Raw genomic sequence first — 21,780 nt, forward strand, 5'->3', positions numbered from 1 at the left:
GAGTGCTATGACTGAAAATGAGCTAAGCGTCTGGCTGCAGAAGTGGGTCGCGGAGGCCGTCGGCCTCGAGCCAGATGAGGTCGAGCCGACGAAACCGCTGGAGGCCTTCGGTTTATCCTCCCGCGACGCGGTCATCATGTCCGGCGAGCTGGAGAACCTGCTCGGCCGCCGCGTCGACCCCACCGTGGCGTACCAGTACCCGACGATCGCCACGCTCGCGGCCGCGCTGACGGCGGCCGAGGGGGAGAGGCGCCCGGTGAGGCGTCGTCACGCGAGCTCGTCCCCGGGGGCGCACGACATCGCGATCATCGGCTCGGCCGGGCGCTTCCCCGGCGCCGAGAACAACGACGAGTTCTGGCAGGTGCTTATCGACGCCCGATCGACCACCGGGCCCCTGCCGGAGAAGCGCTGGTCGGAGTACGCGGGCGACCCCGTCGTGCGCTCGAAAATGGCGGAGGAGAACACCGACGGCGGCTACCTGTCGGACATCGAGAGCTTCGACAACGAGTTCTTCGGCCTGAGCCCGCTGGAAGCGGTGAACATGGACCCGCAGCAGCGCGTCATGCTGGAGCTGGCGTGGGAGGCGCTCGAGGACGCGAAGCTGCCCGCGAGCTCGCTGCGCGGCGAGCCAGTCGGCGTCTTCGTCGGCTCCTCCAACAACGACTACGGCATGCTCATCGCCGCGGACCCGGCGCAGGCGCACCCCTACGCGCTGACGGGTTCGTCGAGCGCGATCATCCCGAACCGCATCTCCTACGCCTTCGACTTCCGCGGGCCCTCTATCAACGTTGACACGGCGTGCTCCTCGTCGCTGGTCTCGGTGCACCACGCGGTGCGCGCGCTTCGCGACGGCGAAGCCGACGTCGCTCTCGCCGGCGGCGTGAACATCATGGCGAACCCCTTCGCCTCCCTCATGTTCGCCGAGCTCGGCGTCATCTCCCCGACGAGCAACATCCACGCGTTCTCCGAGGATGCCGACGGCATTGTCCGCTCGGAGGCGGCGGGTTTTGTCGTGCTCAAGCGCGTTGACGACGCCCTGCGCGACGGCGACACCATCCTCGCCGTGATCAAGGGCTCCGCCACCAACTCCGACGGCCACTCCAACGGCCTGACCGCGCCGAACCCCGACGCGCAGGTCGACGTGCTCGAGCGCGCCTACGCGGACGCGGGACTCGACCCCGCCGCTGTCGACCTCGTCGAGGCGCACGGCACCGGCACCCTGCTCGGCGACCCGATCGAGGCGACGGCCCTGGGCACGGTGCTCGGACGCGGCCGCGACGGCGCCAGCCCGCTGCTGCTCGGCTCCGCGAAGTCGAACATCGGGCACTCTGAATCCGCCGCGGGCGTGGTCGCGCTGATCAAGGTGCTCGAGGCGCTCAAGCACGACACGATCCCGGCCTCCGTGAACTACGTCGGGCCGAACACCTACGTCGACTTCGACGCGCAGCACATCGAGGTGGTGGAGGACCCGCGCGAGTGGCCGCGCTACTCCGGGCGTCGCGTCGCGGGTGTGTCCGGGTTCGGCTTCGGCGGCACGAACGCCCACGTCGTGCTCGCGGACTTGGACCCGGCCGAGTACGACACCGACGCGGCCGCCACGCCCGCCGAGCTGCTCGGCGCGGGCGCCGTGGGGCTGCCGGTGTCGGGCCTTTTGCCCTCGCGCCGAGCCGCGGCTGCCGCCGGGCTCGCCGACTTCCTCGAGGGGCGCCCGGACGCGGACCTGCAGCCGGTGGCCCGCTCGCTGGCCACACGCAACCACGGCCGCAGCGCCGCTGTCGTCCAGGCGTCGACCGTCGAGGAGGCGGTGAAAAAGCTGCGCCAGGTCGCCGAGGGCAAGGTCGCCCCCGGCATCGCCGTGGCGGACGCGCCCGCCGCGATGGGCCCCGTCTTCGTCTACTCCGGCTTCGGCTCGCAGCACCGCAAGATGGCGAAGCGGCTGCTGGAGACCTCGCCGCTGTTCCGCCGCCGCATGGAGGAACTCGACGAGTACGTGCAGTTCGAGGCGGGCTGGTCGATGCTCGAGATCATCCGGGACGACGAGCTCACCTACGACACGCTCACCGGCCAAGTCACCATCACCGCCATTCAGATCGCGCAGACGGACCTGCTGGCCTCCCTGGGCATCACGCCCGCCGCGACCATGGGCATGTCCATGGGGGAGATGGGTGCCGCCTACGGCGCGGGCGGGATCACCGCGCGCGACGCCATCCTCATCGCCTGCCACCGCGCCCGCCTCATGAGCGAGGGCGAGGCGATGATCGCCGGCACCGCCCAGGAGGGCGCGATGGCGGTCGTCGAGCTCAGCCGCGAGGAGCTGAGCGATTTCGTCGACGCCCACCCCGAGGCGCAGGGCGCGGAGCCCGCCGTCTACGCCGGGCCCGGCATGACCACCATTGGCGGCCCCGCGACGGCGGTCGAGTTCGTCGTCGCCGAGCTGGAGAAGCAGGAGAAGTTTGCCCGCACGCTCAACGTGCGCGGCGCGGGCCACACCAGCATGCTCGACCCCATCATGGGCGACCTGGCCGGCGAGCTCGCCGGGCTCGAGCCCTCCCCGCTGACGGTGCCGCTGTTTAGCTCCGTCGACCGCGGCGTGGTGTACCGCCCCGGCGAGGTCGTCCACGACGCCGAGTACTTCCTGCGCATGACCCGCCACTCCGTGTTCTTCCAGGACGCCACGGAGGCGGCGCTGGCCGCGGGGCACACTGCCTTCGTCGAGATCTCCCCGAACCCCGTCGCGGTGATGGGCATGATGAACACTGCCTTCGGCGCGGGCAAGCCCGACACGCAGCTGCTGTTCACCTCGAAGCGCAAGATCGACGAGGTGGCCAGCCTGCTCGACCTCGCCGCGAAGCTCTACGTCCAGGGCGTCGACGTCGACTTCCGGGGCTTCTACGGGCCGGGCCGCGTCATCGACGCGCCGCGCACGCCCTTCAAGCGCACCCCGCTGTGGACAAAGGCCCGCCCCTCCTCCGCGTCGACCTCCCTGTTGGGGGCGAAGGTGACGCTGCCGGACGCGACTGTCGCCTACTCTATCCAGGCCGACCAGGTGTTCAGCCCGCACCAGCTCATCGAGTCGGTCGCGGAGGAGGTCGCGCCGGGTGCGCGGGTCGTGGCCACCGAGGAGTCCGGGTACCTGCCGGCCGACGGCGAGCTGACCACCATCGTCGCCACCTCGCTCGGTGGGGCGAGCATCAAGGTCTACCACGGCTCCGAGCTCGTGGTGGAAGGCTTCGCCACCGCCCTCGAGCTGGGTGAGAAGCGCGGCCTGCAGGGCGTCGCCGACGTCACGCCGACCCCGACCCCGGCGCCCCTCGACGAGGAGATCGAGGCCGTGCGCTGGGACCCGCACAGCGGCGAGACGGTGCGCGAGCGCCTGCGCGCGATCGTGTCCGAGTCGATGGGCTACGACGCCGAGGATCTGCCGGACGAGCTGCCGCTCATCGACCTCGGCCTCGACTCCCTCATGGGCATGCGCATCAAGAACAGGGTGGAAAACGACTTCCAGATTCCCCCGCTCCAGGTACAGGCGCTTCGCGACGCCTCCGTCGCCGACGTCATCAGCATGGTCGAAGACGCCGTGGCGGGCCGCCCCGACGCGCCGCAGCCGCTACCGTACAACTCCGAGAACCGCACCCCGGCGGCCGCCGCGACGAAGGCGCAGGGCGTGGGCGTCGCCCCGCGCGATGCGGCGGAGCGCCTTGTCTTCGCCACCTGGGCGAACTACGTCGGCGCCGCCGCGGCGGGCGTCACCTCGGAGCTCCCGCAGATCACCGAGGAGCAGGCCGAACACATCGCCGCGCGCCTGAGCGAGCGTGCTGGGGTGGAGATCACCGCGGCGTTTGTTCGGGGCGTCGATACGCTCGAGCCCCTCGCCAACGAGGTGCGCGAGGGCCTGGAGACCCCCGTCGAGGGCAACATCCGCGTGCTGCGCGAGCGCACGGAGGGGATGGACGCCCCGAGCGTGTTCGTGTTCCACCCGGCGGGCGGCTCGAGCATCGTGTACGAGCCGCTGGCCCGCCGACTCGGAGAAAACGTGCCTGTCTACGGCGTGGAGCGCCTCGAGGGCAGCCTGGAGGAGCGCGCGGAGGCGTACCTGGAGGACATCGAGCGGCTTGCCGCGGGCCGCCCCGTGGTCCTCGCCGGGTGGTCCTTCGGCGGCGCGCTGGCCTACGAGGTCGCCGAGCGCCTCGGCGACGACAAGGTCGCCTTCATCGCGCTTCTGGATACCACCCAACCCTCCGAACCCACCCCGAACACGCCGGAGGAGACGCGCGCCCGCTGGGAGCGCTACGCCGCCTTTGCCAAGGGCGCCTACGGCCTGGATTTCCCGGTGCCCTACGAGCTGCTCGACTCGGCTGGCGAGGAGGCTGTGCTGAACATGCTCGGCGAGTTCCTGGCCACGACCGACGCCTCCGAGCACGGCCTCGCCGCCGGCGTGCTCGAGCACCAGCGGGCCTCCTTCGTGGACAACCAGATCTTGGCCAACCTCGACTTCGGCCGGTGGGCCGCGGTGTCCGTGCCCGTGCTGCTGTTCCGCTCGGAGCGCATGCACGACGGGGCAATCGTGCTCGAGCCCGCCTACGCGCACATTGACGACGACGGCGGGTGGGGCGCTATCGTGGATGACCTCACCATTGTCCACCTGCCGGGCGACCACCTCGCGGTCGTGGACGAGCCGGCGGTGGGCATCGTTGGCAAGCACATGAACGAATGGATTGACAATGTCGACAGCCTCTAAGCTCGCTGACCTGCGCGCGCGGCTGGAAAAGGCCCAGGACCCCGGGTCGGAACGGGCGCGCAAGCGCCGCGACGACGCCGGGCAGACCACCCCGCGCGAACGCATCCACGCGCTCCTCGACGAGGGCTCCTTCGTCGAGATCGGCGCCCTCGCCCGCACCCCAGGCGACCCCGACGCCGTGTACTCCGACGGCGTGGTCACCGGCTACGGCCGCGTCGACGGGCGGCCCGTGGCCATCTACGCTCACGATAAGACCGTGTACGGCGGTTCCGTCGGCGTGACCTTCGGGCGCAAGGTGACCGAGGTGATGGAGATGGCCATCAAGGTCGGCTGCCCCGTCATCGGCATCCAGGACTCCGGCGGCGCCCGCATCCAGGACGCGGTGACCTCGCTGGCCATGTACTCCGAGATCGCCCGCCGCCAGCTGCCACTGTCGGGGCGCTCCCCGCAGATCTCCATCATGCTGGGCAAGTCCGCCGGCGGCGCGGTGTACGCCCCCGTGACCACCGACTTCGTCGTCGCCGTCGACGGGCAGTCCGAGATGTACGTGACCGGCCCGAACGTCATCCGCGAGGTCACCGGCGAGGACATCTCCTCCGCCGAGCTCGGCGGGGCGCGCATCCAGGAGCAGTCCGGCAACATCCAAGCCGTTGTCGCCACCGAGGAGGAGGCCTTCGACTACGTCCGCGACCTGCTCGCCCTCCTGCCCACCTCGGCTTTCGACGACAGCCCCGTCGCCTGGGCACCCGCCGACGAGGACCTCGACGATTCCGAGTTGGACACCTTCATGCCGGACGATACCAACGCCGGCTACGACATGCGCGAACTGCTCGCCCAGCTCGGCGACGACGACGACCTCGTCGAGATCCAAGCCAACTACGCCGAGAACATCATCTGCGCCTTCGGGCGTATCGACGGCCGAACCGTCGGCTTCGTGGCTAACAACCCGATGCACTACGCCGGCTGCATCGACGCCGACGCCGCCGACAAGGGCGCCCGCTTCGTGCGCACCTGCGATGTGTACAACATCCCGCTCGTCTACGTGGTAGACACACCCGGCTACCTCCCCGGCGTGGACCAGGAGCGGCAGGGCCTCATTCACCGCGGCGCCAAATTCGCCTTTGCCAGCGTCGAGGCCACCGTCCCCAAGGTGGCCCTCATCGTGCGCAAGGCCTACGGCGGCGCCTACGCCGTCATGGGCTCAAAGAACCTCGCCGGCGACATCAACCTGGCGTGGCCCACCGCGCAGATCGCGGTCATGGGCTCCGCCGCTGCCGTCGTGATGATCCAGGGCAAGCAGCTCGACGCCATCGAGGACCCCGCCCAGCGCGAGGCGATGAAGAAGATGTTCATGGACTTCTACGACGAGACCATGACCTCTCCCTACGTCGCCGCTGAGCGCGGCTACATCGACGCGATGATTCAGCCCTCGGAAACGCGTCTCGCGCTGCGCCGAGCTCTGCGTCAGCTGTCTACCAAGTACGACGCTGACCTGCCGAAAAAGCACACAATCTCGCCGCTGTAACGTTTTGGTTACGTCACACGTTAGACTCCTCTAGAAGTCATCGTTCCCAAGAAAGGTTCCGAAACCTATGCTCTCCAGCGCTTTCGACATCGCCGGCGACCTGATCAACTACCTCGTGTGGACCTTCAAGGCCCTCTCCAGCGGCAACCCGCTGTTCAACCTCGGTTCCAGCTTCCCGCGCTAGAAGCTGCGCCTGCGGCACCCGCCCCCAATGGGGTGGGTGCCGTTCTTTGTAATTGCGTGGGCATATTCGGTGGAGCCGTGTGTGGGGTATGCATTGCATAGTCGGGGCGCTCGCCGGCTGGGCGTTGATCCGTATGCATTGCATAGTTGCGGCGCTCGCCGGCTGGGGGCTGATCCGTATGCATTGCATAGTCGCGGGCCCGTCCGCTTCGGGGCCGGGGTGTATGCATTGCATAGTTGGGGCGGTCGGGGGCTGATCGGTATGCATTGCATAGTCGCGGCGCTTGGTTGTCGGGGGTTGATCCGTATGCATTGCATAGTCGGTGCGCTCGACGCTCGGGCGCTGATCCGTATGCATGGCATAGTTTCGGGCCCGTCCGCATGCGGCCGGGGGTATGCGTTGCATAGTTGCGGCGCTCGACGGTCGGGGGCTGATCGGTACGCATTGCATAATCCGTTGCATTCAAACACGCGCGCTATGCAAACGTCGAAAAGCTGCCTTTAGCCAGCTCAACCCACATGTCCGAAGCGTTGTTATACTGTCAATCAAACACATGATCGACACGCTTGGGGGAGCAATGGACACACCACCAACCACCGTCAGCAGGGACAGCGCGCCCTTGCATATCGCGCACACCATCGAAAAAGGGTTCGGCGTATTCTCGCGCCGCAAGGCGCAGATACTCTACGCCATAGCACTTTTCGACGTCCTCGGGCTCGCCCCCCAGTTCGGCGCACAAACGACCGCATTATGGCTTGTTAGGAGCATCGCGGTGCCGAACTCCACCGCCCACGAGTACGTCAGGGTTGCCCGCGCAATGCTGCGCTTCGAGGTGATGGCACAAGCATTCTTGGAGGGGCGAACAAACTACTCCAAGGTCAGATTGATACTGCCGCTGCTCACAAAGGACAACGAGGCTGAGCTGGTGGAGCTGGCCTGCACCATGACGTTTCACGAGTTGGAGATCGCGCTGCTGCAATTCCGCCAGCCAGCAAAGAAAGCGACGAGGACGTCCTACGTGCGTCTAAAAGCCGCGCCGGATGGGCGTATAAAGCTGTGGGCGGATTTCAACGCGGCGGAAGGCGCGCGTGTGATGGCGGCGATGAAGGTCGGGGAACTCGCCTGGCACGACGTGGACTGGGCATCCTTGGCGGGCAACGACGGGGCGGTGGATCCGGAGCGTATCGACGGTGAAATGGACCGTCAGGATAAGCAGGGTAAGAAAGCGCGCGGCTGTTCCGGTTTCGGCCTGCCCATCGGTCAGGTGCTGGTCAGCGCGTTTATGGGTATGGTGAACATGACGTTGTCGCGGCCGCGTAACCCGTTGCGCGCACCGGGGGCGCACGTCAACGTCGTTATGACCACCGACGGCAAGGCCTACCTGCCCTACAACCCTGGTGCGCCCTCGGAGGCGGTGAAAAACTTCCTCGCCAACGCCTCCTACCGGCTCAACAGGGTCGACGATAAAGGGCTGGTGCTCAACAGTGGGCGCGCGTTTCGGCTTGCCTCCGACGCCCAGGTTAACGCGCTGATGCTCATGTGGCGTCACCAGTGCGCGATGCCCGGGTGTAGTCACACGCGCTTCATTGAGATGCATCACGTCCGTGACTGGGCGGACGGCGGGCCGACGGACCTGGACAACTTGCTGCCGTTGTGTTCGGCGTGCCACAGCCTCGTCAGCGACAAGCACATCACGATTTTGCGCGACGGTGGGGACTTTCATTTCCTGGGCCCGGGCGGGGTGCGCTACGTCAGCACAGACCGCGGGCTGCCGGTGCGCAACGACGACGCCCGGACGCTGGAGGAGTTCAACGAGCTCAGCTGGGTCTAGCGGCGCCTCGACACGGCGAGCCTCGCGATGCCGCGCCAGCCGAGCATCAGCGCCGCGGAGGTCGTGCCTGCCACAAGGACGAAGGACCAGTGAGGCAGCTTGTCGCGGTAGAAGCCCCAAATGATCAGGCCGACGACAAGGGTGATCAGCCAAATCAGCCACCCCGTGTTGCGCCGCACCGCAAGCCACGCAAGGGCCAGGCCGACGCCGAAAGGAACAAAGGTCTCGAGCCAACCGAGGAACGTGAACGGCATCTCTTCGGTTTGGTGGGCAGCGCGGGCGAGGAGGGCGAAGGCGGCGATGGCGACGAAATCGGCGGCGATGGCGTAGGGCTTGTGCAACATGACAGGAAGCCTAGCGCTCGGGGGTAGCGGGAGCGCCTAGGACGTAGCCCCGCCCCGCGTAGAAGATGAAGTAGTACACCCAGCCGATGGCGGTGATCAATACGAAGGAGATCAGGCGATAGAGGAGGGTGATGGCGGTGGCGTCGCCAAGCGAGAAGCCCCCGGCGGCGAGGACGCCGACACCGACGGCGTCGACGGTGCCCACGCCGCCGGGGGTGACTTGGGCCGTGCCGGCGAGTTTGGTCATGACGAACGCGAGCATGACGGAGCGCAGAGCTGGGTCGTCGGTGATGGCCAGGGCGGCAAAGTAATACGTGGCCGCGTCGAGGACGCGGTTGAGCAGTGACAGAACGGCCGAGGAGGCGAAGGTACCCGTGGACATGTGAACGGCGGCGATCTGGCCGACGACGTCGGCGACGGGACGTTCGATCCGGCCGGGCAGGTGCCGTACCGCGCGCTGCATGGTGTTCGGGTTGCGGGCCACCCAATACAGGGCTAGGGCAACGCCGACGGACGCGGCCAGGGACGCGGCGAGCGCAGGCAGGGAGAGGTCGGCGCCTAACACGGCGACCGAGAGGACGCCGATGGCCACTAGCCACACCGTGGACAGGGCGCTGGAGATCACGATGAACCAGCCGCACAGCCCGACCGAGGCGCCCCACGAGCGATGCACCTTGAAGGTGAACCAGGCGGAGATCGCGGGGCCCCCAGGGACGGTGGTGGACCACGCGTTGGAGGCCAGCGACAAGCGGTTGCAGGGCGGGAAGCCGACGATGTGGCCCTGGCTGTTAAGCAGCACCTGGCGCACCCCGGACATGGCCACGATGGAGACGTAGGCGACGACGACGGCGGCGATGACGGGGCCCACTCTCGCCCGCGCGAGCGCGTCCCATGCCTCGCCGAGGAAGGGAAGCTGGTCGCGAAGAAAAAACAACGCGAGGATGAGGGCGACGAGGGGCAGGAGCCACCGCGCCCACTTCGCTGCCCGTTCGCGGGCGGTGGTGGCGGGGGTGGACATCTACCGCTCCAGCTCGCGTGGGCCTTGCTCGGAAAGACGGCGCATGAGCTCGTCGAAGGGCACGAGGGAGGAGTCCTCGTCGATGCTGCGGCCGCCGCGGACCGGCAGGGTGTCTGGGATGGTGTCTGAGATGGCGATCTCGCCGGTGCGCGGGTAGGACTCCGGCGTCGCGGGGGCGGGCCCGGAGGAGGACTCGCCGAGGGACGAGTAGGCGCGTTTGACCCAGCGCGGCGCCCACCAGTTGTCCTCGCGCAGCAGGTGCATTACGGCGGGCACGAGCAGGAGGCGGATGATGGTGGCGTCGAGGGCCAGCGAGAAGATCATGCCGAAGGCGATGTACTTCATCATGACGATGTCGCTCATCGCAAACGCCGCCGCGACGACGATCATGATCGCGGCGGCGGCGGTGATGATCCCGCCGGTGCGCGCGGTGCCCGCGGCGATGGCCTCGTCCGTCGACGCCCCGTGGTGGCGCGCCTCCACCATGCGCGAGACGAGGAACACCTCGTAGTCCGTCGACAAGCCGTACAGGATGGCCACGATGAGCACGAGCACGGGGCTCATGAGCGGCCCCGGCGTGAAGTTCAGCACACCCGCCCCCAGCCCGTCGACGAAGACGGCGGTGAGGAAGCCGAGGGTGGCGCCGATCCCGAGCACGTTCATGATCACGGCCTTCGCAGGCAGGATCAGCGACCCGAACAGCAGCGCCATGAGCACGAACGTAGCCACGACCATGTACAGGGCCATCCAGGGCAGCCGCTCGAGCAGCGCCTCGATCGACTCGACCTCCATCGCCGGGGTGCCGCCCACGTACAGGTCGACGCCCTCGGGCGCGTCGATGGCACGCAGTTGCGTGACGACGTCCTCCCCACCGTTTCGGTCCTCCAGCGGCGCAGACAGCACCGTGGTGCCGTCCTGGGAGGGGTGGGTCGGCTCGAGCGGGGAGGTCAGGCCGGTGACCTGGCGCGCTTGGAGGACGACGTCGACAAGCTGCTGGTTGTCCGCCCCGGTGACGACGAGCTTGATGGGGTCGGTCCGGAAAGCGGGGAACGTCTCGTTGAAGGTGTCCTGCGCCTGGCGGGTTTCCTGGTCGGGCGGGAGGTAGGACTCGTTGATGCCGCCGAAGCTGATGCCCACCATCGGGATGGTCAGGGCGATGAGCAGGGCGGACACACCGACGGCGACGCCCTTGGCGTGGCGCATGGCCCAGCGCGGGACCTTGTACCAGACCGTGTCCTCGAGGCGGCGGGCGCGGCGCGACGTGCGGCGCACGGACCACCGGTCGATGTTGTGGCCCAGCGTCCCGAACAGCGCAGGCAGCACCGTCACCGAGATCACGGCCGCGAGGACGACGGCACTGATCGCGCCGTAGGCGACAGACTTGAGGAAGGCCTGCGGGAACATGAGCAGGCCCGACAGGGCGACGCCCACCATAAGCGCCGAGAAGAACACCGTCTTGCCGGCCGTGGTCGTGGTCGCCGCGACGGCCTCCTCGACGTCGACGCCGCGGTCGAGCTCCTCGCGGAAGCGCGAGACCATGAACAGGCCGTAGTCGATGGCCAGGCCCAGGCCGAGCAGGGTGATCACCGACTGGGAGAACACGTTCACCTGCTGCACTGTGGCCAAGATGGACAGCAGCGACAGGGAGCCGAGGATGGAGAGGATGCCCACGATGAGCGGCATCGCCGCCGCGATGACGCCGCCGAAGACGAACAGCAGGATGACGGCGACGAAGATGAGGCCGATGCGTTCGGCGCGGGCGATGTCGTCGGACATGCCGTCGTCGAGCGCGTCCGCGACGGTGGTCGCGCCGGCGATGTGGACGGTAGCGCCGTCGGGCAGCTCGATGCTGCGAAGCGCCGGTTCGATGGTGCGGAAATCCTTGAGCGTCTGCTCCCCGTCGCCGGCGAGGCCGATGGCGGCGAAGGCGCGGGTGCCCTCGGCGTTGACCTGCTGCGGGTTCGGCGAGGCGAAGTAGCTGGCCACCGAGTCGATCTCGGCGGGGAAGCGCTGCTGTAGTTCGGTGATCTGCCGGTTGGCCTCGTCGAAGACGGGGCCGGAGGTGACGCCCGTGGGGGCGTCGACAAGCAGGATGACGTCGCCCGAGTTATCGCGGCCGAAGGTCTCTTCCTCGATGACCGCGGCCGTGGTCGAGTCGGCGTTCGGGTCCTCCCAGCCCTCCTGTGACAGCCGCTCCGGCAGCTTCGAGCCGAAGAAGACCTGCATGAGGATGATGATGGCGATGACCACCACGGGGATGATCCGGCGGAACCGGTAGGCAATGCGCCCCCACGTATAGAACAAGCGAGCCTCCTACTTGTGGTCGCGGTGGTTGTGCAGCAGCGACGACAGCGGGCGGAACGGCTGCAGCCACGCGCCCTCCTCGGGAAGCTGCTCCAGGTTGACCCGGGGCAGAGGCTCGCGGAACACACCCGGGATGTCCTCCAGGTCGACGAAGGTGATCTCCTTCGAGCTCACCGCCCACGAGGCGTGCTCGTGGAAGCCGAGGACGATGACCGGCACGCCGGCGGCGATGAGCTCCTCGATCGGGCCGTGGAAGTTCTGCCCGTCGGCGGAGGCGATGACCACGCCGCGCAGCACGCCCTCGGAGCGGCGGCGCTCGATGTGCGCGAGCATGTCCTTGTCCACGTCCGAGTCGTCCTCGCTCTTCGGCTTGGCAAAGACAGCGAAGCCGACGTTGCGCAGCGCCTCCACCCACGGGCGCACCACGTCCGCGCCCTGCGGCGAGATGTTGGTGAACACGGTGGCCTCGGGCTCGACGCGCTCCTCGATCTCCCGGGAACGCGCCTGGGCCTGGGAGATCAGCCAGCGGCCGATGGCGTCGAAACGCGGGCGGTAGGCCGCTGTGGGGCGGCCGCCGAGGATCGCGCCGAGGCCCATGTCCAGGTTCGGTGCGTCCCACACCAGCAGGAAGCTGTTCGGGCCCGGCGTCGCGCCGGGGGAGTAGGGGTGCGTGATTTCGTGCAGGTCCTGCATTGTCTTAGATCCTCTCCCACAGGTATTCGCGGATAGTGTGGTCCTTGGTCAGGCCTTTGCCCTCGAACTTGGTTATCACCTGGCGGTCCGTGAGCAGCGGCGCCTCCGGCCACGGCCAGCCCCGGTAGGCCAGGCGCGGCTCGACGTCGACCCGCTCGTCGATCCACTCGGCGTAGCCCGCGTGGTCGGTGGCCACATGGAGCACCCCGCCCGGCGCCAGGCGGGAGGCGATGAGGTTCAGGGTGCCGGACTGGATGATGCGGCGCTTGTGATGGCGCGCCTTCGGCCACGGGTCGGGGAAGAAGATGCGCACCCCGGCGAGGGAGGCCTCCGGGATCATGCGGGCGAGGACCTCGACGCCGTCGCCGCGGACCATGCGGATGTTCTCGATGCCGCCGCGCACCACGGCGCCGAGCAGCTTGGCCAGGCCGGGCTTGTACAGCTCGACGGCGATGACGTTGGTGTCCGCCTCGAGGGGGGCCATCGCGGCGGTCGAGGTGCCGGTGCCCGAGCCGATCTCCACGATCGTCGGGTGGCCGGTGCGGCCGAACCAGGCGTCGACGTCAATGGGGTCGTCGCTGAGCACGCGGCCGAGACGCGGCCATTCGGCGTTGAAGAGCGCTTCCTGGTTGTCCGTCAGGGTGCCGCGGCGGAAGGTGACGGAGCCGAGGCGCGGGTAGTCCAAACCGGTGTCGAACTCGGTCTGAAGTGGCCGGCCGTGGGGCAGTTCGCCCACGCCTAGCCGTTTAATTTTAGGGTTATCAGAACTATTCATCACGTTAATTGTCCATATGACGTGGGTAAAGGCAAGTTTCTGGGCACTCTATCGGGCGAGGGAGCACCCGCGTGGCGTCCCACCCCTTAATGGGGGTAGTAAACGGTCACGCGGGGAGGGTTGGGCCGCTTGACTCGGGTGGGGGTGGCGATTGGTGCAGCGTAACGGCCATAACTACGGGGCGACAGGCAGACATTGCCACCCCCGCACAGGGGTAGGATGCCGCGTGTTGTGCGTGGCCTGCGTCACCGGTGGGGACCAATCTGGGGTGCGTGTTATGCGCATTTGTGCAAGATGTGCCGCCCTTTCGGCGTGATTCGATAACCTAGGTGCCTATGTGTCGCCCACCGGCGATCCCCGGTACCCCCGCGGTCGACACGGTGAACGTACAACTGAGGATGCACAGCAATCACACAGGAGGGCAGATGGCCACTGCAGTAAAGGGCATGGCGCAGCCCGCGCCGACTGAGAACGAAGAACTCATCGCGTGGGTCAATGAGGCCGTCGAGCTGTTCCAGCCGGAACGCGTCGTGTTCGCGGACGGCTCCCGCGACGAGTGGGACCGCATGGCGGCCGAGCTCGTGGAGAAGGGCACGCTGACCAAGCTCAACGAAGAGAAGCGCCCGAACTCCTTCCTGGCGCGCTCCAACCCGACAGACGTCGCGCGCGTGGAGTCGCGCACGTTCATCGCCACGGAGAAGCAGGAAGACGCGGGCCCAACGAACAACTGGATGAAGCCGGCCGCGCTCAAAGAGGAGATGCTCTCGCACTTCCGAGGGTCGATGAAGGGCCGCACGATGTACGTCGTCCCCTTCTGCATGGGCCCGATCACGGACCCGGACCCCAAGCTGGGCGTGCAGCTGACGGACTCCGAGTACGTCGTCATGTCCATGCGCACCATGACGCGCATGGGGCAGACGGCCCTAGACAAGATCGAGGGCGATAACTTCGTGCACTGCCTCCACTCCGTGGGCGCCCCGCTCGCCGAGGGCGAGGAGGACGTCGCCTGGCCATGCAACGAAACCAAGTACATCTCCCAGTTCCCGGCGACCAAAGAGATCTGGTCCTTTGGCTCCGGCTACGGCGGCAACGCGATTTTGGCGAAGAAGTGCTACGCCCTGCGCATCGCCTCCGTCATGGGCAAGGAGGAAGGCTGGATGGCGGAGCACATGCTCATCCTCAAGCTCACCTCCCCGGAAGGTAAGAGCTACCACATCGCAGGCGCTTTCCCCTCGGCCTGCGGCAAGACCAACCTGGCCATGATCAACCCAACCCTCGAGGGCTGGTCCGCCGAGGTCGTCGGCGACGACATCGCCTGGCTGAACCTGCGCGACGACGGCCTCTACGCCGTCAACCCGGAAAACGGCTTCTTCGGCGTCGCGCCGGGCACCAACTACGCCTCGAACCCCATCGCGATGCAGACGATGGAGCCGGGCAACACCTTGTTCACCAACGTCGCGCTCACCGACGACGGCGACATCTGGTGGGAGGGCATGGACGGCGACGAGCCGGAACACCTCATCGACTGGCGCGGCGAGGACTGGACGCCGAGCTCCGGCCGCGACGCCGCCCACCCGAACTCGCGCTACTGCGTGCCCATCGAGCAGTGCCCGACCGCGGCCGCGGAGTTCAACGACCCGCAGGGCGTGCGCCTTGACGCGATCCTCTTCGGCGGCCGCCGCGCCGACACCGTCCCGCTGGTGACCCAGGCCTACGACTGGGAGCACGGCACCCTGATCGGTGCCATGCTCTCCTCCGGCCAGACCGCCGCCTCCTCCGAGGCGAAGGTGGGCACCCTGCGCCACGACCCGATGGCCATGCTGCCCTTCATGGGCTACGCCGTCGGCGACTACTTCCAGCACTGGCTCGACATGGGCGCCAAGGGCGGCGACCGCATGCCGGCTATCTTCCTGGTCAACTGGTTCCGCCGCGGCGAGGACGGCCGCTTTCTGTGGCCGGGCTTCGGCGAGAACTCGCGCGTGCTCAAGTGGATTGTCGACCGCATCGAGGGCCGCGTCGGCGCCGAGGACACCCTGGTGGGCCACACCGCGCGCACCGAGGACCTCGACCTCGCGAATCTGGGCACCCCGCTTGACGACGTCAAAGAGGCCCTCTACCCCGACCCCGACCTGTGGATGGAGGACATCGACGACTCCCGCCGCTACCTCGAGGGCCTGGGCCAGCGCGTCCCGCGTGAGCTGTTTGAGCAGCTCGACGCCCTGGAGAAACGCGCGGAGGAGGCCCGCGGCTAGGTGTGCTTCCCCCGTGGCGTTGTGGACGCGTTGTGCGGGGGGTGAGGCTGTCGGTGGCGGTGTGTACCCCACTGGCGGGTCAATCGCAGCTTGATGATGCGTCGTTGGGCGCGCATCGGCAGCTGGTGCGGGCAGCTGCGGGGCCGACTGGACCGGTCGGTGAGCGCTTTCCCCCGGCGGGCCCGGCTCACCCACCTGTCGGCGGTGGCTGGGCAGACCTGGAAGGGTTCAGTGACTCGGCGCTGCGTCCATCCGCGAGTGATGACCAGCTCAACCATCCTTGCTCTGCCGGCCGGGGTCAAGGGTGCGTTGCCGTGTGGCACGGAAGCCTCCGTTGTGGATGTTCGAGTCGGTACCTACAGCTTCCCCCATCCGCTCACACCGTTCACAACCTCCCAGGGAAGTACAGACCGCGTGTACACGGGAGATTGTTGGCTGGCAGATCACCAACCACATGCGCCCATCACTGGCTAAAGACGCGCTCGAGATGGCCTTGTCAGCGCGCGTGCGCGCCGGTGAAGATGTCTCCGGTCTGACCCGTCACTCAGACAGTAGCGTGCAGTACCGGTCGGTCGTCTATGGAGAGACCTTGGCTCAGTCGCAGGTTATCGCTTCGGTTGGCTCGCGGGGAGACTCCTACGACAACGCGATGGCAGAAGCGCTGAACTCAGTGTTCAAAGCTGAACTCATCAACCGTAGAACCCGGCCCTGGCCGGGGCTGCGAGATGTTCTCGTCGCGACGTCGACATGGGTCGGCTGGTACAACAACCGTCGTGTGCACTCGGCGCTGGGGTACCGCTCACCCTGCAAGGCCCATCAGGAATACACCGCCGCGAAAGCCCAAGCGGCCTAATCGACAACAATAGGGCCCTTTACAAAACCTGGGGCTTGATACTTTGTCGTTGAACTATCGACCGATGCCCTTGGTCGCGCCGGTGACGAGAACGTGTTTACGCATCTGAAGACTCCCTGCCGGTCGGCGTACTTTCGACGATTCTCCCGTCGGTGACCGTTAGAACCCGTTCTGCCAGATTCACGATGTTTGCATCGTGGGAGGTAAAGATGATTGTGGCTTCTGTCTCTAAGAGCCTGTTCATTGACAACTCTGCTGATTTTGAATCAAGAGCGGATGTCGGCTCATCTACCAGGATGACCGGCGATTTTTGAAGGACAGCACGGATGATGGCAACTCGCTGTCGCTCTCCTCCGGACAATCCGCTATTGCCGAATCCTACTAACCGGTCGAGGCCGTCGGTACTAGCGAAGTTTCTCAGTCCGAACTGATCTAGCATCGTGATAAGAATTTCGTCTTCGAAACTTTCCTCTGTCCCTAGAGTAAGGTTTTCTCTAAGTGTTCCCGAAAGCAAGTCAGGTTCCTGCTCTACGTAGGTGATCACTGTGCGAAGATCCTTCCTGTTCCAGCCACTAAGATCCCGCCCGCCGACACGGATGTGGCCGGCCGAGGTGTCATAGAATTTCAGTAGAAGACTGAATATTGTGGTTTTTCCCGCACCAGAAGCTCCTGTGAGTGCCACTTTCTCACCTGGTCGAACTGTTACAGTTGCGTTATCTAAGATGGTTCGGCCCTCTCGGCTGTACGATACCGACTCGAATTCGATGGATCCTGGGGGAGCGGGCCAACGCTCTGGAAGTGAATCGTGTTCGATTGAATCTTCAACTTCCAGATCGAAGAGCTGGTTAATTCTGCCCAGTGCCCCCCTAGCCGCAAAGAAGGTTCCGAGGGACTGAGACACCTGCACGATTGGGGCGAGCATCAGGAACAATGCGGTAACGAAGACGGTAAGTTCCTCTCCCGACAAATCACCGTTGTTTAGCCTAATGGACCCGAACAGGACGACCGCGAGAAGTGCCAGGTAGGAAGCCACAGTGCTCAAGGGGTCGAGAACAGCTTCGACGAAGCTCATTTTTCGCCGGCTCCGGTAGGCGTGGTCAATTTCGGTGGACAAGTTGCGAATGACCTTCGTCTCGACCCGGAAGGCCTTGATAGTCCGAATTGCTGATAACGCCGACTGTAAGATTTCCCCCAGCGCTGCGAGGTGGTCCTGGACTTTCGACGAGATATTCTGTAGGGAACTTGAAATAGCTAGAATTATCACTAGGGCTATCAACAGCACTACAACAACGACCAAGAGTAATTTCCAGTCCACCACAGCCATATAAATGAGCGCACCGATGATGACGGTGAACCCACCCACGAAGTCAGTGAGGGTAGAAGAGAGAGCGGTGCTGACGATGGAGGTGTCCGACGTTATCCGTGTGGTGAAGCTGCCCGCCCCCCCTTCTCAAACTCCTTCATCTGCAGGTAAAGAAGGTGGTTCGTGATCTTCTTACGCATGTCGCGGACTGTTCGATCCGCCGCGATGGATACCACGTACATGGTGGCGGCTGTCAAAACGGACGTTCCCAAAATAGTCAGAAGTAGGAGCATCAGTGGTCTCTGAAGCTCTCCGCTACTCACTCCGGATATCAACTGGCCAACAAGTGCGGGTTGAAGAAGAGTAACGGCGGTAGCCAACAATGACAGGAGGATTCCCAGGCTGATCAGTACAGCATTGCTTCGCAGAAGGTTAGAGGCTGTCATTGGTTCGTACTACTCCTCGGTTCAGGCTCTCGCCGGGGGCTGGGGTCACTGCGGAAAGTGTTCGATTCCGTTCCGGACCATGAAACGGTAGTAAAAGACAGGCTCCCCATCATGTGCGTAGCCTGCGTAATGAACCAGTATAACCTCATACTCGGAGGTATGCGTCGACATTTCGTTGGCGGTGGTAACCATAAAATCGGCGACAGCTGGCGTCTTCCCTGAATGACCGCGCTGTCTCCTTTGGAGAGGCCTGTCCAAAAAGACTGTGCGTCTTTCTTCTCGATCGCGCCCTGGGGGGTGTCGCGCCAGGAGTCGAGGCGGCTGCTCCAATAGTGTTTGTAGACGTCGAGTTTGTACCGCACATCGGCACGACTTAAGCGGTGAGTAGTCGCGGAGGTCACCTATCCACCATAAGTACTTCCCCACAAACTACGATCTACCTCACTTATGGTGTGAGTTTTCTCCTCAAAAATCTCCAAAAAAGAGAGCTAGATAAGGGGTACCTGCCTACAGGCAGGCGAACTACCGTGTCAGCGCGCGTGCGCGTCGGTGATAACGTCTCCGGTCTGATCCATCACTCAGACAGGCCCGTGCAGTACAGGTCGGTCGTCTATGGAGAGACCCTGGCTCAGTGGCAGATTATTGCTTCGGTTGGCTCGCGGGCAGACTCCTACGATAACGCGATGGCAGAAGCGCTGAACTCAGTGTTCAAAGCTGAACTCATCGACCGTAGGACCTGGCCGGGGCTGCGAGATGTTCTCGTCGCGACGTCGACATGGGTCGGCTGGTACAACAACCGTCGTGTGCACTCGGCGCTAGGGTACCGCCCACCCCGTCAGGCCCATCAGGAACACGCCGCCGCGAACACCCAAGCGGCCTAATCAACAACAATAGGACCCTCTACAAAAACCGGCGTTCTAGCTTGCGCGCAGCACCACCACGAGGTTGGACACTGCGAACTCGCGCAGCACCGGGACACGGGCGAGCCACCACGCCCACCGGGGGTGGTAGCGGGGAAAGGCGAACACGAACTCGCCTTTCCCTGCTGTCTGCATCTCGCGGGCCCAGTTGAGGCCGGCGGCGGCGGAGACGTCGAAAAGCGAGGTGCCCCACACGTTTTTCGGCTCGCGGCCGTGCTTTCTCACGTAGCGGCGCCGGGCGAACTCGCCGCCAACGTAGTGCTCCCACAGTCCGGTCTCGTGGCCGCCGAAGGGGCCGAGCCACACGGTGTAGGACAGCACGACCAGCCCGCCGGGGCGGCACACGCGCAGCATCTCTGCGCCCATGTCGCGCCAGTTGGGGATGTGCTCGGCCACGTTGGAGGAGTAGACGAGGTCGAAGGAGGCGTCGGCAAAGGGCAGGGCGGCGCCGTCGCCGCGCACCGCGCCGTAACCGGTGAGCCCGGCCGCGCTCATCTCGGAGACGCTGGGCTCCAGGCCGACGTAGAAGGAGTCGGCGAAGGCGTCGGCGAAGTAGCCGGGCCCGCCGCCGACGTCGAGCACGCGTGCGCCGCGGACGGGCGTGCCGGTGAGGTCGGTGGAGAGGGCGTCGAGAAGCTGGCGCGTATCGCGCGCGAGGCCGGAGTAGAAGATGCTCGGGCGCACCTGCTCGTAGGGGAAGGACCGCAGAAGCCGAAGGGAACGGCGGAGCGTGGCCAGGCGGCGGGTACGGTACATAACCTATGAAGATACTTCTCCTATGCTGGCGCGATACCACCCACCCGCAGGGCGGCGGTTCGGAGCGCTACCTCGAACGCGTGGGGGAATACCTCGCCGGGCGGGGCCACGAGGTGGTCTACCGCACGGCGAAGCACACGGACGCGCCGCGGCGCTCGACGCGCGGCGGGGTGCGCTACGAGCGCGCGGGCGGGAAGTACGGGGTGTACCTGCTGGCGCCGCTGTCGGTGTGGAGGCACCGCCCGGACGTCATCGTGGACACCCAAAATGGCATTCCTTTCTTCGCGCGCGCGTACTCGCGAGCGCGATCGGTGCTGCTGACCCACCACTGCCACAAGGAGCAGTGGCCGGTCGCGGGCCCGTTCATCGGGCGCTTCGGGTGGCTGTTGGAGTCTGTGGTGGCCCCGTGGGTCTATCGCGGGGCGCAGTACGTGACGGTGTCGGAGGCGTCGAAGGCGGACCTGGTGTCCCTCGGCGTCGCCCCCAGCGACATCGCGATTGTGGAAAACGGGGCCGACCCGGTGCCCGAGGGGGTGCCCTCGCTTGTCGACGACGGTCTCGTCCACGTCCTCACCCTCTCGCGCCTGGTGCCGCACAAGCGCCTCGAGCACGCCATCGACGCGGTCGCAGAACTCGACGGGGTGGTGCTCGACATCGTGGGGTCCGGCTGGTGGGAGGATAAGCTGCGCGCCTACGCCGAGCCCTACGGCGACAAGGTGGTGTTCCACGGGCACGTCAACGAGGCGCACAAGCACGCCCTGCTCGAGCGGGCGGAGCTGCACCTCATGCCCAGCGCGAAGGAGGGCTGGGGGATCGCGGTGACGGAGGCGGCGCAGCACGGGGTGCCCACCGTGGGCTACTACGACGCAGGCGGCCTGCGGGACTCCGTCATCGACGGGGCCACAGGCCGCCTGGCGCGCAATCGCGCTGAGTTCATCGAGGTCACGAGGGCGTTGCTTGACGACGCCCCCGCACGCGCCCGCCTCGGCGCTGCCGCGCGGGAACTGGCCACCCGGCTGTCTTGGGCGGAAACGGGGCGCAAGTTCGCGCAGCTGCTCGCGGGTGGTTAGAGCGCCCCGCTGCGCAGGCGGTCGAGCATCTCGGCCTCGACGAGAACGGGCAGGAAGTTGTCCACCGTTGCCTTTTCGCGGTGCGAGGCAAGGACGGAGTCGAAGTTGTCGCTGATCTGGTTCTCCGCGTAGCGGTCAGACCAGGTGGAGATGAGGTCCTCGCGAATGTTGCGCAGGGCCTTCTCGCGGATGATGCTGAAGTCGATGGTCTTCTTGGTCATGGTGTTTCCCTCCTTGGGGAATTGTTAGAGAGAGCCGAAGCGCATCCGGCCGAGCATTTCGGCCTCGAGGAACAGGGGCATGAAGTTCGTCTCGCCGAACTTATTGCGCTGGGCCATCTCGTAGGTGTCGCGGACGCGGTTCGTGCGGTGCCGGTTGGCGCTGATGTTTTCGCGGATGGTGTGAAGGTTGATGTTCTTCTTGGCCATAGTGGAACTCCTTAGGGTTGGTCGTGGTGCCTTAGAGAAAGGCGGGGCAGGAGGCGGTGATTGCTGCCGCCGCTGCGGAAGGTTGGTCGTGTGCGTCGGTCATTGTCGGAATCACCCTTTCGCTTCGAATCGCGGTTACCGTGGTATGTAACCTGGCGTTCAACTGAAGTTCACTTTATACCTGGAGGTATGTGGTGGCAAGCCGGGAACGATCCCACGGCGCAAAAATGCTGGGCTTTAGCCAACTTATGCGCATGTCCATGCAGGTCAAGGCATTGATAACAAAAGTATAACAATGGGTCGTGGCCCACGGTTCCGGGCGAAAAGGGCAGATTAACCG

18 protein-coding genes are annotated in these 21,780 nt (G+C 65.9%); 7 read left to right on the forward strand and 11 right to left on the reverse strand.

All coding sequences use genetic code 11. The annotated features are described in order from the left end of the window. Positions 1-7: 7 nt before the first annotated feature. The 3 genes from BLT81_RS11895 (at position 8) to BLT81_RS11905 (ending at position 8,278) form a co-directional block, all read left to right on the forward strand. Complete coding sequence (locus tag BLT81_RS11895; RefSeq protein WP_019194797.1) at positions 8-4,738, forward strand: type I polyketide synthase; 4,731 nt, start codon at positions 8-10, stop codon at positions 4,736-4,738. Then, positions 4,722-6,263: an acyl-CoA carboxylase subunit beta gene (locus tag BLT81_RS11900; RefSeq protein WP_019194796.1), complete on the forward strand. Its 1,542-nt coding sequence runs from the start codon at positions 4,722-4,724 to the stop codon at positions 6,261-6,263. Before BLT81_RS11895 ends, BLT81_RS11900 begins: the two co-directional genes overlap by 17 nt. Before the next feature lie 737 nt (positions 6,264-7,000). After that, complete coding sequence (locus tag BLT81_RS11905; protein ID WP_231908951.1) at positions 7,001-8,278, forward strand: HNH endonuclease signature motif containing protein; 1,278 nt, start codon at positions 7,001-7,003, stop codon at positions 8,276-8,278. On the opposite strand, the gene BLT81_RS11910 is transcribed toward BLT81_RS11905, so the two are convergent. The 5 genes from BLT81_RS11910 to trmB are packed head-to-tail and all read right to left on the reverse strand — an operon-like array spanning position 8,275 to position 13,412. After that, entirely contained in the window at positions 8,275-8,622 is a 348-nt protein-coding gene (locus BLT81_RS11910) for a DUF3054 domain-containing protein (protein ID WP_019194794.1), read from the reverse strand. The two genes, BLT81_RS11905 and BLT81_RS11910, sit on opposite strands and share 4 nt — an antisense overlap. A gap of 10 nt (positions 8,623-8,632) precedes the next feature. Next, a complete protein-coding gene (locus BLT81_RS11915; RefSeq protein ID WP_019194793.1) occupies positions 8,633-9,640 on the reverse strand; it encodes a lysylphosphatidylglycerol synthase transmembrane domain-containing protein in 1,008 nt (335 codons plus the stop codon). Next, positions 9,641-11,944 (reverse strand): MMPL family transporter, encoded by a 2,304-nt coding sequence (locus BLT81_RS11920; protein WP_019194792.1) that lies wholly within the window; start codon positions 11,942-11,944, stop codon positions 9,641-9,643. 9 nt (positions 11,945-11,953) lie between these two features. Then, entirely contained in the window at positions 11,954-12,637 is a 684-nt protein-coding gene (locus BLT81_RS11925) for an NYN domain-containing protein (protein WP_019194791.1), read from the reverse strand. A gap of 4 nt (positions 12,638-12,641) precedes the next feature. Then, complete coding sequence (trmB, locus tag BLT81_RS11930; protein WP_040421713.1) at positions 12,642-13,412, reverse strand: tRNA (guanosine(46)-N7)-methyltransferase TrmB; 771 nt, start codon at positions 13,410-13,412, stop codon at positions 12,642-12,644. 425 nt (positions 13,413-13,837) lie between these two features. On the opposite strand from trmB, the gene BLT81_RS11935 reads away from it, so the two are divergent. Continuing rightward, the gene (locus BLT81_RS11935) at positions 13,838-15,664 is read left to right on the forward strand and encodes a phosphoenolpyruvate carboxykinase (GTP) (RefSeq protein WP_040421711.1); all 1,827 of its coding nucleotides are present in this window, start codon (positions 13,838-13,840) and stop codon (positions 15,662-15,664) included. Here the strand turns inward: BLT81_RS11935 and BLT81_RS11940 are convergent. Next, positions 15,661-15,987, reverse strand: coding sequence for a leucine zipper domain-containing protein (locus BLT81_RS11940; protein WP_155860867.1), 327 nt, complete (start codon positions 15,985-15,987; stop codon positions 15,661-15,663). The two genes, BLT81_RS11935 and BLT81_RS11940, sit on opposite strands and share 4 nt — an antisense overlap. Before the next feature lie 164 nt (positions 15,988-16,151). Here BLT81_RS11940 and BLT81_RS11945 point away from each other — a divergent pair, with 164 nt between their 5' ends. After that, positions 16,152-16,517 carry an integrase core domain-containing protein gene (locus BLT81_RS11945; protein WP_231908952.1) on the forward strand — a complete coding sequence of 122 codons (366 nt, stop codon included), beginning with the start codon at positions 16,152-16,154 and terminating at the stop codon, positions 16,515-16,517. A gap of 97 nt (positions 16,518-16,614) precedes the next feature. On the opposite strand, the gene BLT81_RS13230 is transcribed toward BLT81_RS11945, so the two are convergent. After that, the gene (locus tag BLT81_RS13230; RefSeq protein WP_331712323.1) at positions 16,615-17,937 is read right to left on the reverse strand and encodes an ABC transporter ATP-binding protein; all 1,323 of its coding nucleotides are present in this window, start codon (positions 17,935-17,937) and stop codon (positions 16,615-16,617) included. Continuing rightward, positions 17,934-18,266 (reverse strand): ABC transporter transmembrane domain-containing protein, encoded by a 333-nt coding sequence (locus BLT81_RS13235; RefSeq protein WP_019194787.1) that lies wholly within the window; start codon positions 18,264-18,266, stop codon positions 17,934-17,936. Before BLT81_RS13235 ends, BLT81_RS13230 begins: the two co-directional genes overlap by 4 nt. Positions 18,267-18,793: 527 nt before the next feature. Between BLT81_RS13235 and BLT81_RS11955 the strand changes: the two genes are divergently transcribed. Next, positions 18,794-19,147 carry an integrase core domain-containing protein gene (locus BLT81_RS11955; RefSeq protein ID WP_081582981.1) on the forward strand — a complete coding sequence of 118 codons (354 nt, stop codon included), beginning with the start codon at positions 18,794-18,796 and terminating at the stop codon, positions 19,145-19,147. A gap of 36 nt (positions 19,148-19,183) precedes the next feature. On the opposite strand, the gene BLT81_RS11960 is transcribed toward BLT81_RS11955, so the two are convergent. Beyond that, on the reverse strand, positions 19,184-19,942 hold the full coding sequence (locus BLT81_RS11960; protein ID WP_019194786.1) for a class I SAM-dependent methyltransferase: 759 nt from the start codon (positions 19,940-19,942) through the stop codon (positions 19,184-19,186). 5 nt (positions 19,943-19,947) lie between these two features. Between BLT81_RS11960 and BLT81_RS11965 the strand changes: the two genes are divergently transcribed. Next, positions 19,948-21,012, forward strand: a complete 1,065-nt coding sequence (locus BLT81_RS11965; RefSeq protein ID WP_019194785.1) for a glycosyltransferase family 4 protein — start codon at positions 19,948-19,950, stop codon at positions 21,010-21,012. Here BLT81_RS11965 and BLT81_RS11970 read toward each other — a convergent pair. Continuing rightward, positions 21,009-21,233, reverse strand: a complete 225-nt coding sequence (locus tag BLT81_RS11970; protein WP_019194784.1) for a three-helix bundle dimerization domain-containing protein — start codon at positions 21,231-21,233, stop codon at positions 21,009-21,011. The two genes, BLT81_RS11965 and BLT81_RS11970, sit on opposite strands and share 4 nt — an antisense overlap. 24 nt (positions 21,234-21,257) lie before the next feature. Further along, positions 21,258-21,440, reverse strand: a complete 183-nt coding sequence (locus tag BLT81_RS11975) for a hypothetical protein (RefSeq protein WP_019194783.1) — start codon at positions 21,438-21,440, stop codon at positions 21,258-21,260. Between the last annotated feature and the right edge of the window lie 340 nt (positions 21,441-21,780).

The sequence above is a fragment of the Corynebacterium timonense genome (assembly GCF_900105305.1).
Taxonomy (GTDB): Bacteria; Actinomycetota; Actinomycetes; order Mycobacteriales; family Mycobacteriaceae; genus Corynebacterium; species Corynebacterium timonense.

Excerpts from the sequence above, each read along its gene's own strand:
- BLT81_RS11895 (WP_019194797.1), top strand. The coding sequence starts at position 8 with ATGACTGAAAATGAGCTAAGCGTCTGGCTGCAGAAGTGGGTCGCGGAG.
- BLT81_RS11900 (WP_019194796.1), top strand. The coding sequence starts at position 4,722 with ATGTCGACAGCCTCTAAGCTCGCTGACCTGCGCGCGCGGCTGGAAAAG.
- BLT81_RS11905 (WP_231908951.1), top strand. The coding sequence starts at position 7,001 with ATGATCGACACGCTTGGGGGAGCAATGGACACACCACCAACCACCGTC.
- BLT81_RS11910 (WP_019194794.1), bottom strand. The coding sequence starts at position 8,622 with ATGTTGCACAAGCCCTACGCCATCGCCGCCGATTTCGTCGCCATCGCC.
- BLT81_RS11915 (WP_019194793.1), bottom strand. The coding sequence starts at position 9,640 with ATGTCCACCCCCGCCACCACCGCCCGCGAACGGGCAGCGAAGTGGGCG.
- BLT81_RS11925 (WP_019194791.1), bottom strand. The coding sequence starts at position 12,637 with ATGCAGGACCTGCACGAAATCACGCACCCCTACTCCCCCGGCGCGACG.
- trmB (WP_040421713.1), bottom strand. The coding sequence starts at position 13,412 with ATGAATAGTTCTGATAACCCTAAAATTAAACGGCTAGGCGTGGGCGAA.
- BLT81_RS11935 (WP_040421711.1), top strand. The coding sequence starts at position 13,838 with ATGGCCACTGCAGTAAAGGGCATGGCGCAGCCCGCGCCGACTGAGAAC.
- BLT81_RS11945 (WP_231908952.1), top strand. The coding sequence starts at position 16,152 with ATGGCCTTGTCAGCGCGCGTGCGCGCCGGTGAAGATGTCTCCGGTCTG.
- BLT81_RS13235 (WP_019194787.1), bottom strand. The coding sequence starts at position 18,266 with ATGACAGCCTCTAACCTTCTGCGAAGCAATGCTGTACTGATCAGCCTG.
- BLT81_RS11960 (WP_019194786.1), bottom strand. The coding sequence starts at position 19,942 with ATGTACCGTACCCGCCGCCTGGCCACGCTCCGCCGTTCCCTTCGGCTT.
- BLT81_RS11965 (WP_019194785.1), top strand. The coding sequence starts at position 19,948 with ATGAAGATACTTCTCCTATGCTGGCGCGATACCACCCACCCGCAGGGC.
- BLT81_RS11970 (WP_019194784.1), bottom strand. The coding sequence starts at position 21,233 with ATGACCAAGAAGACCATCGACTTCAGCATCATCCGCGAGAAGGCCCTG.
- BLT81_RS11975 (WP_019194783.1), bottom strand. The coding sequence starts at position 21,440 with ATGGCCAAGAAGAACATCAACCTTCACACCATCCGCGAAAACATCAGC.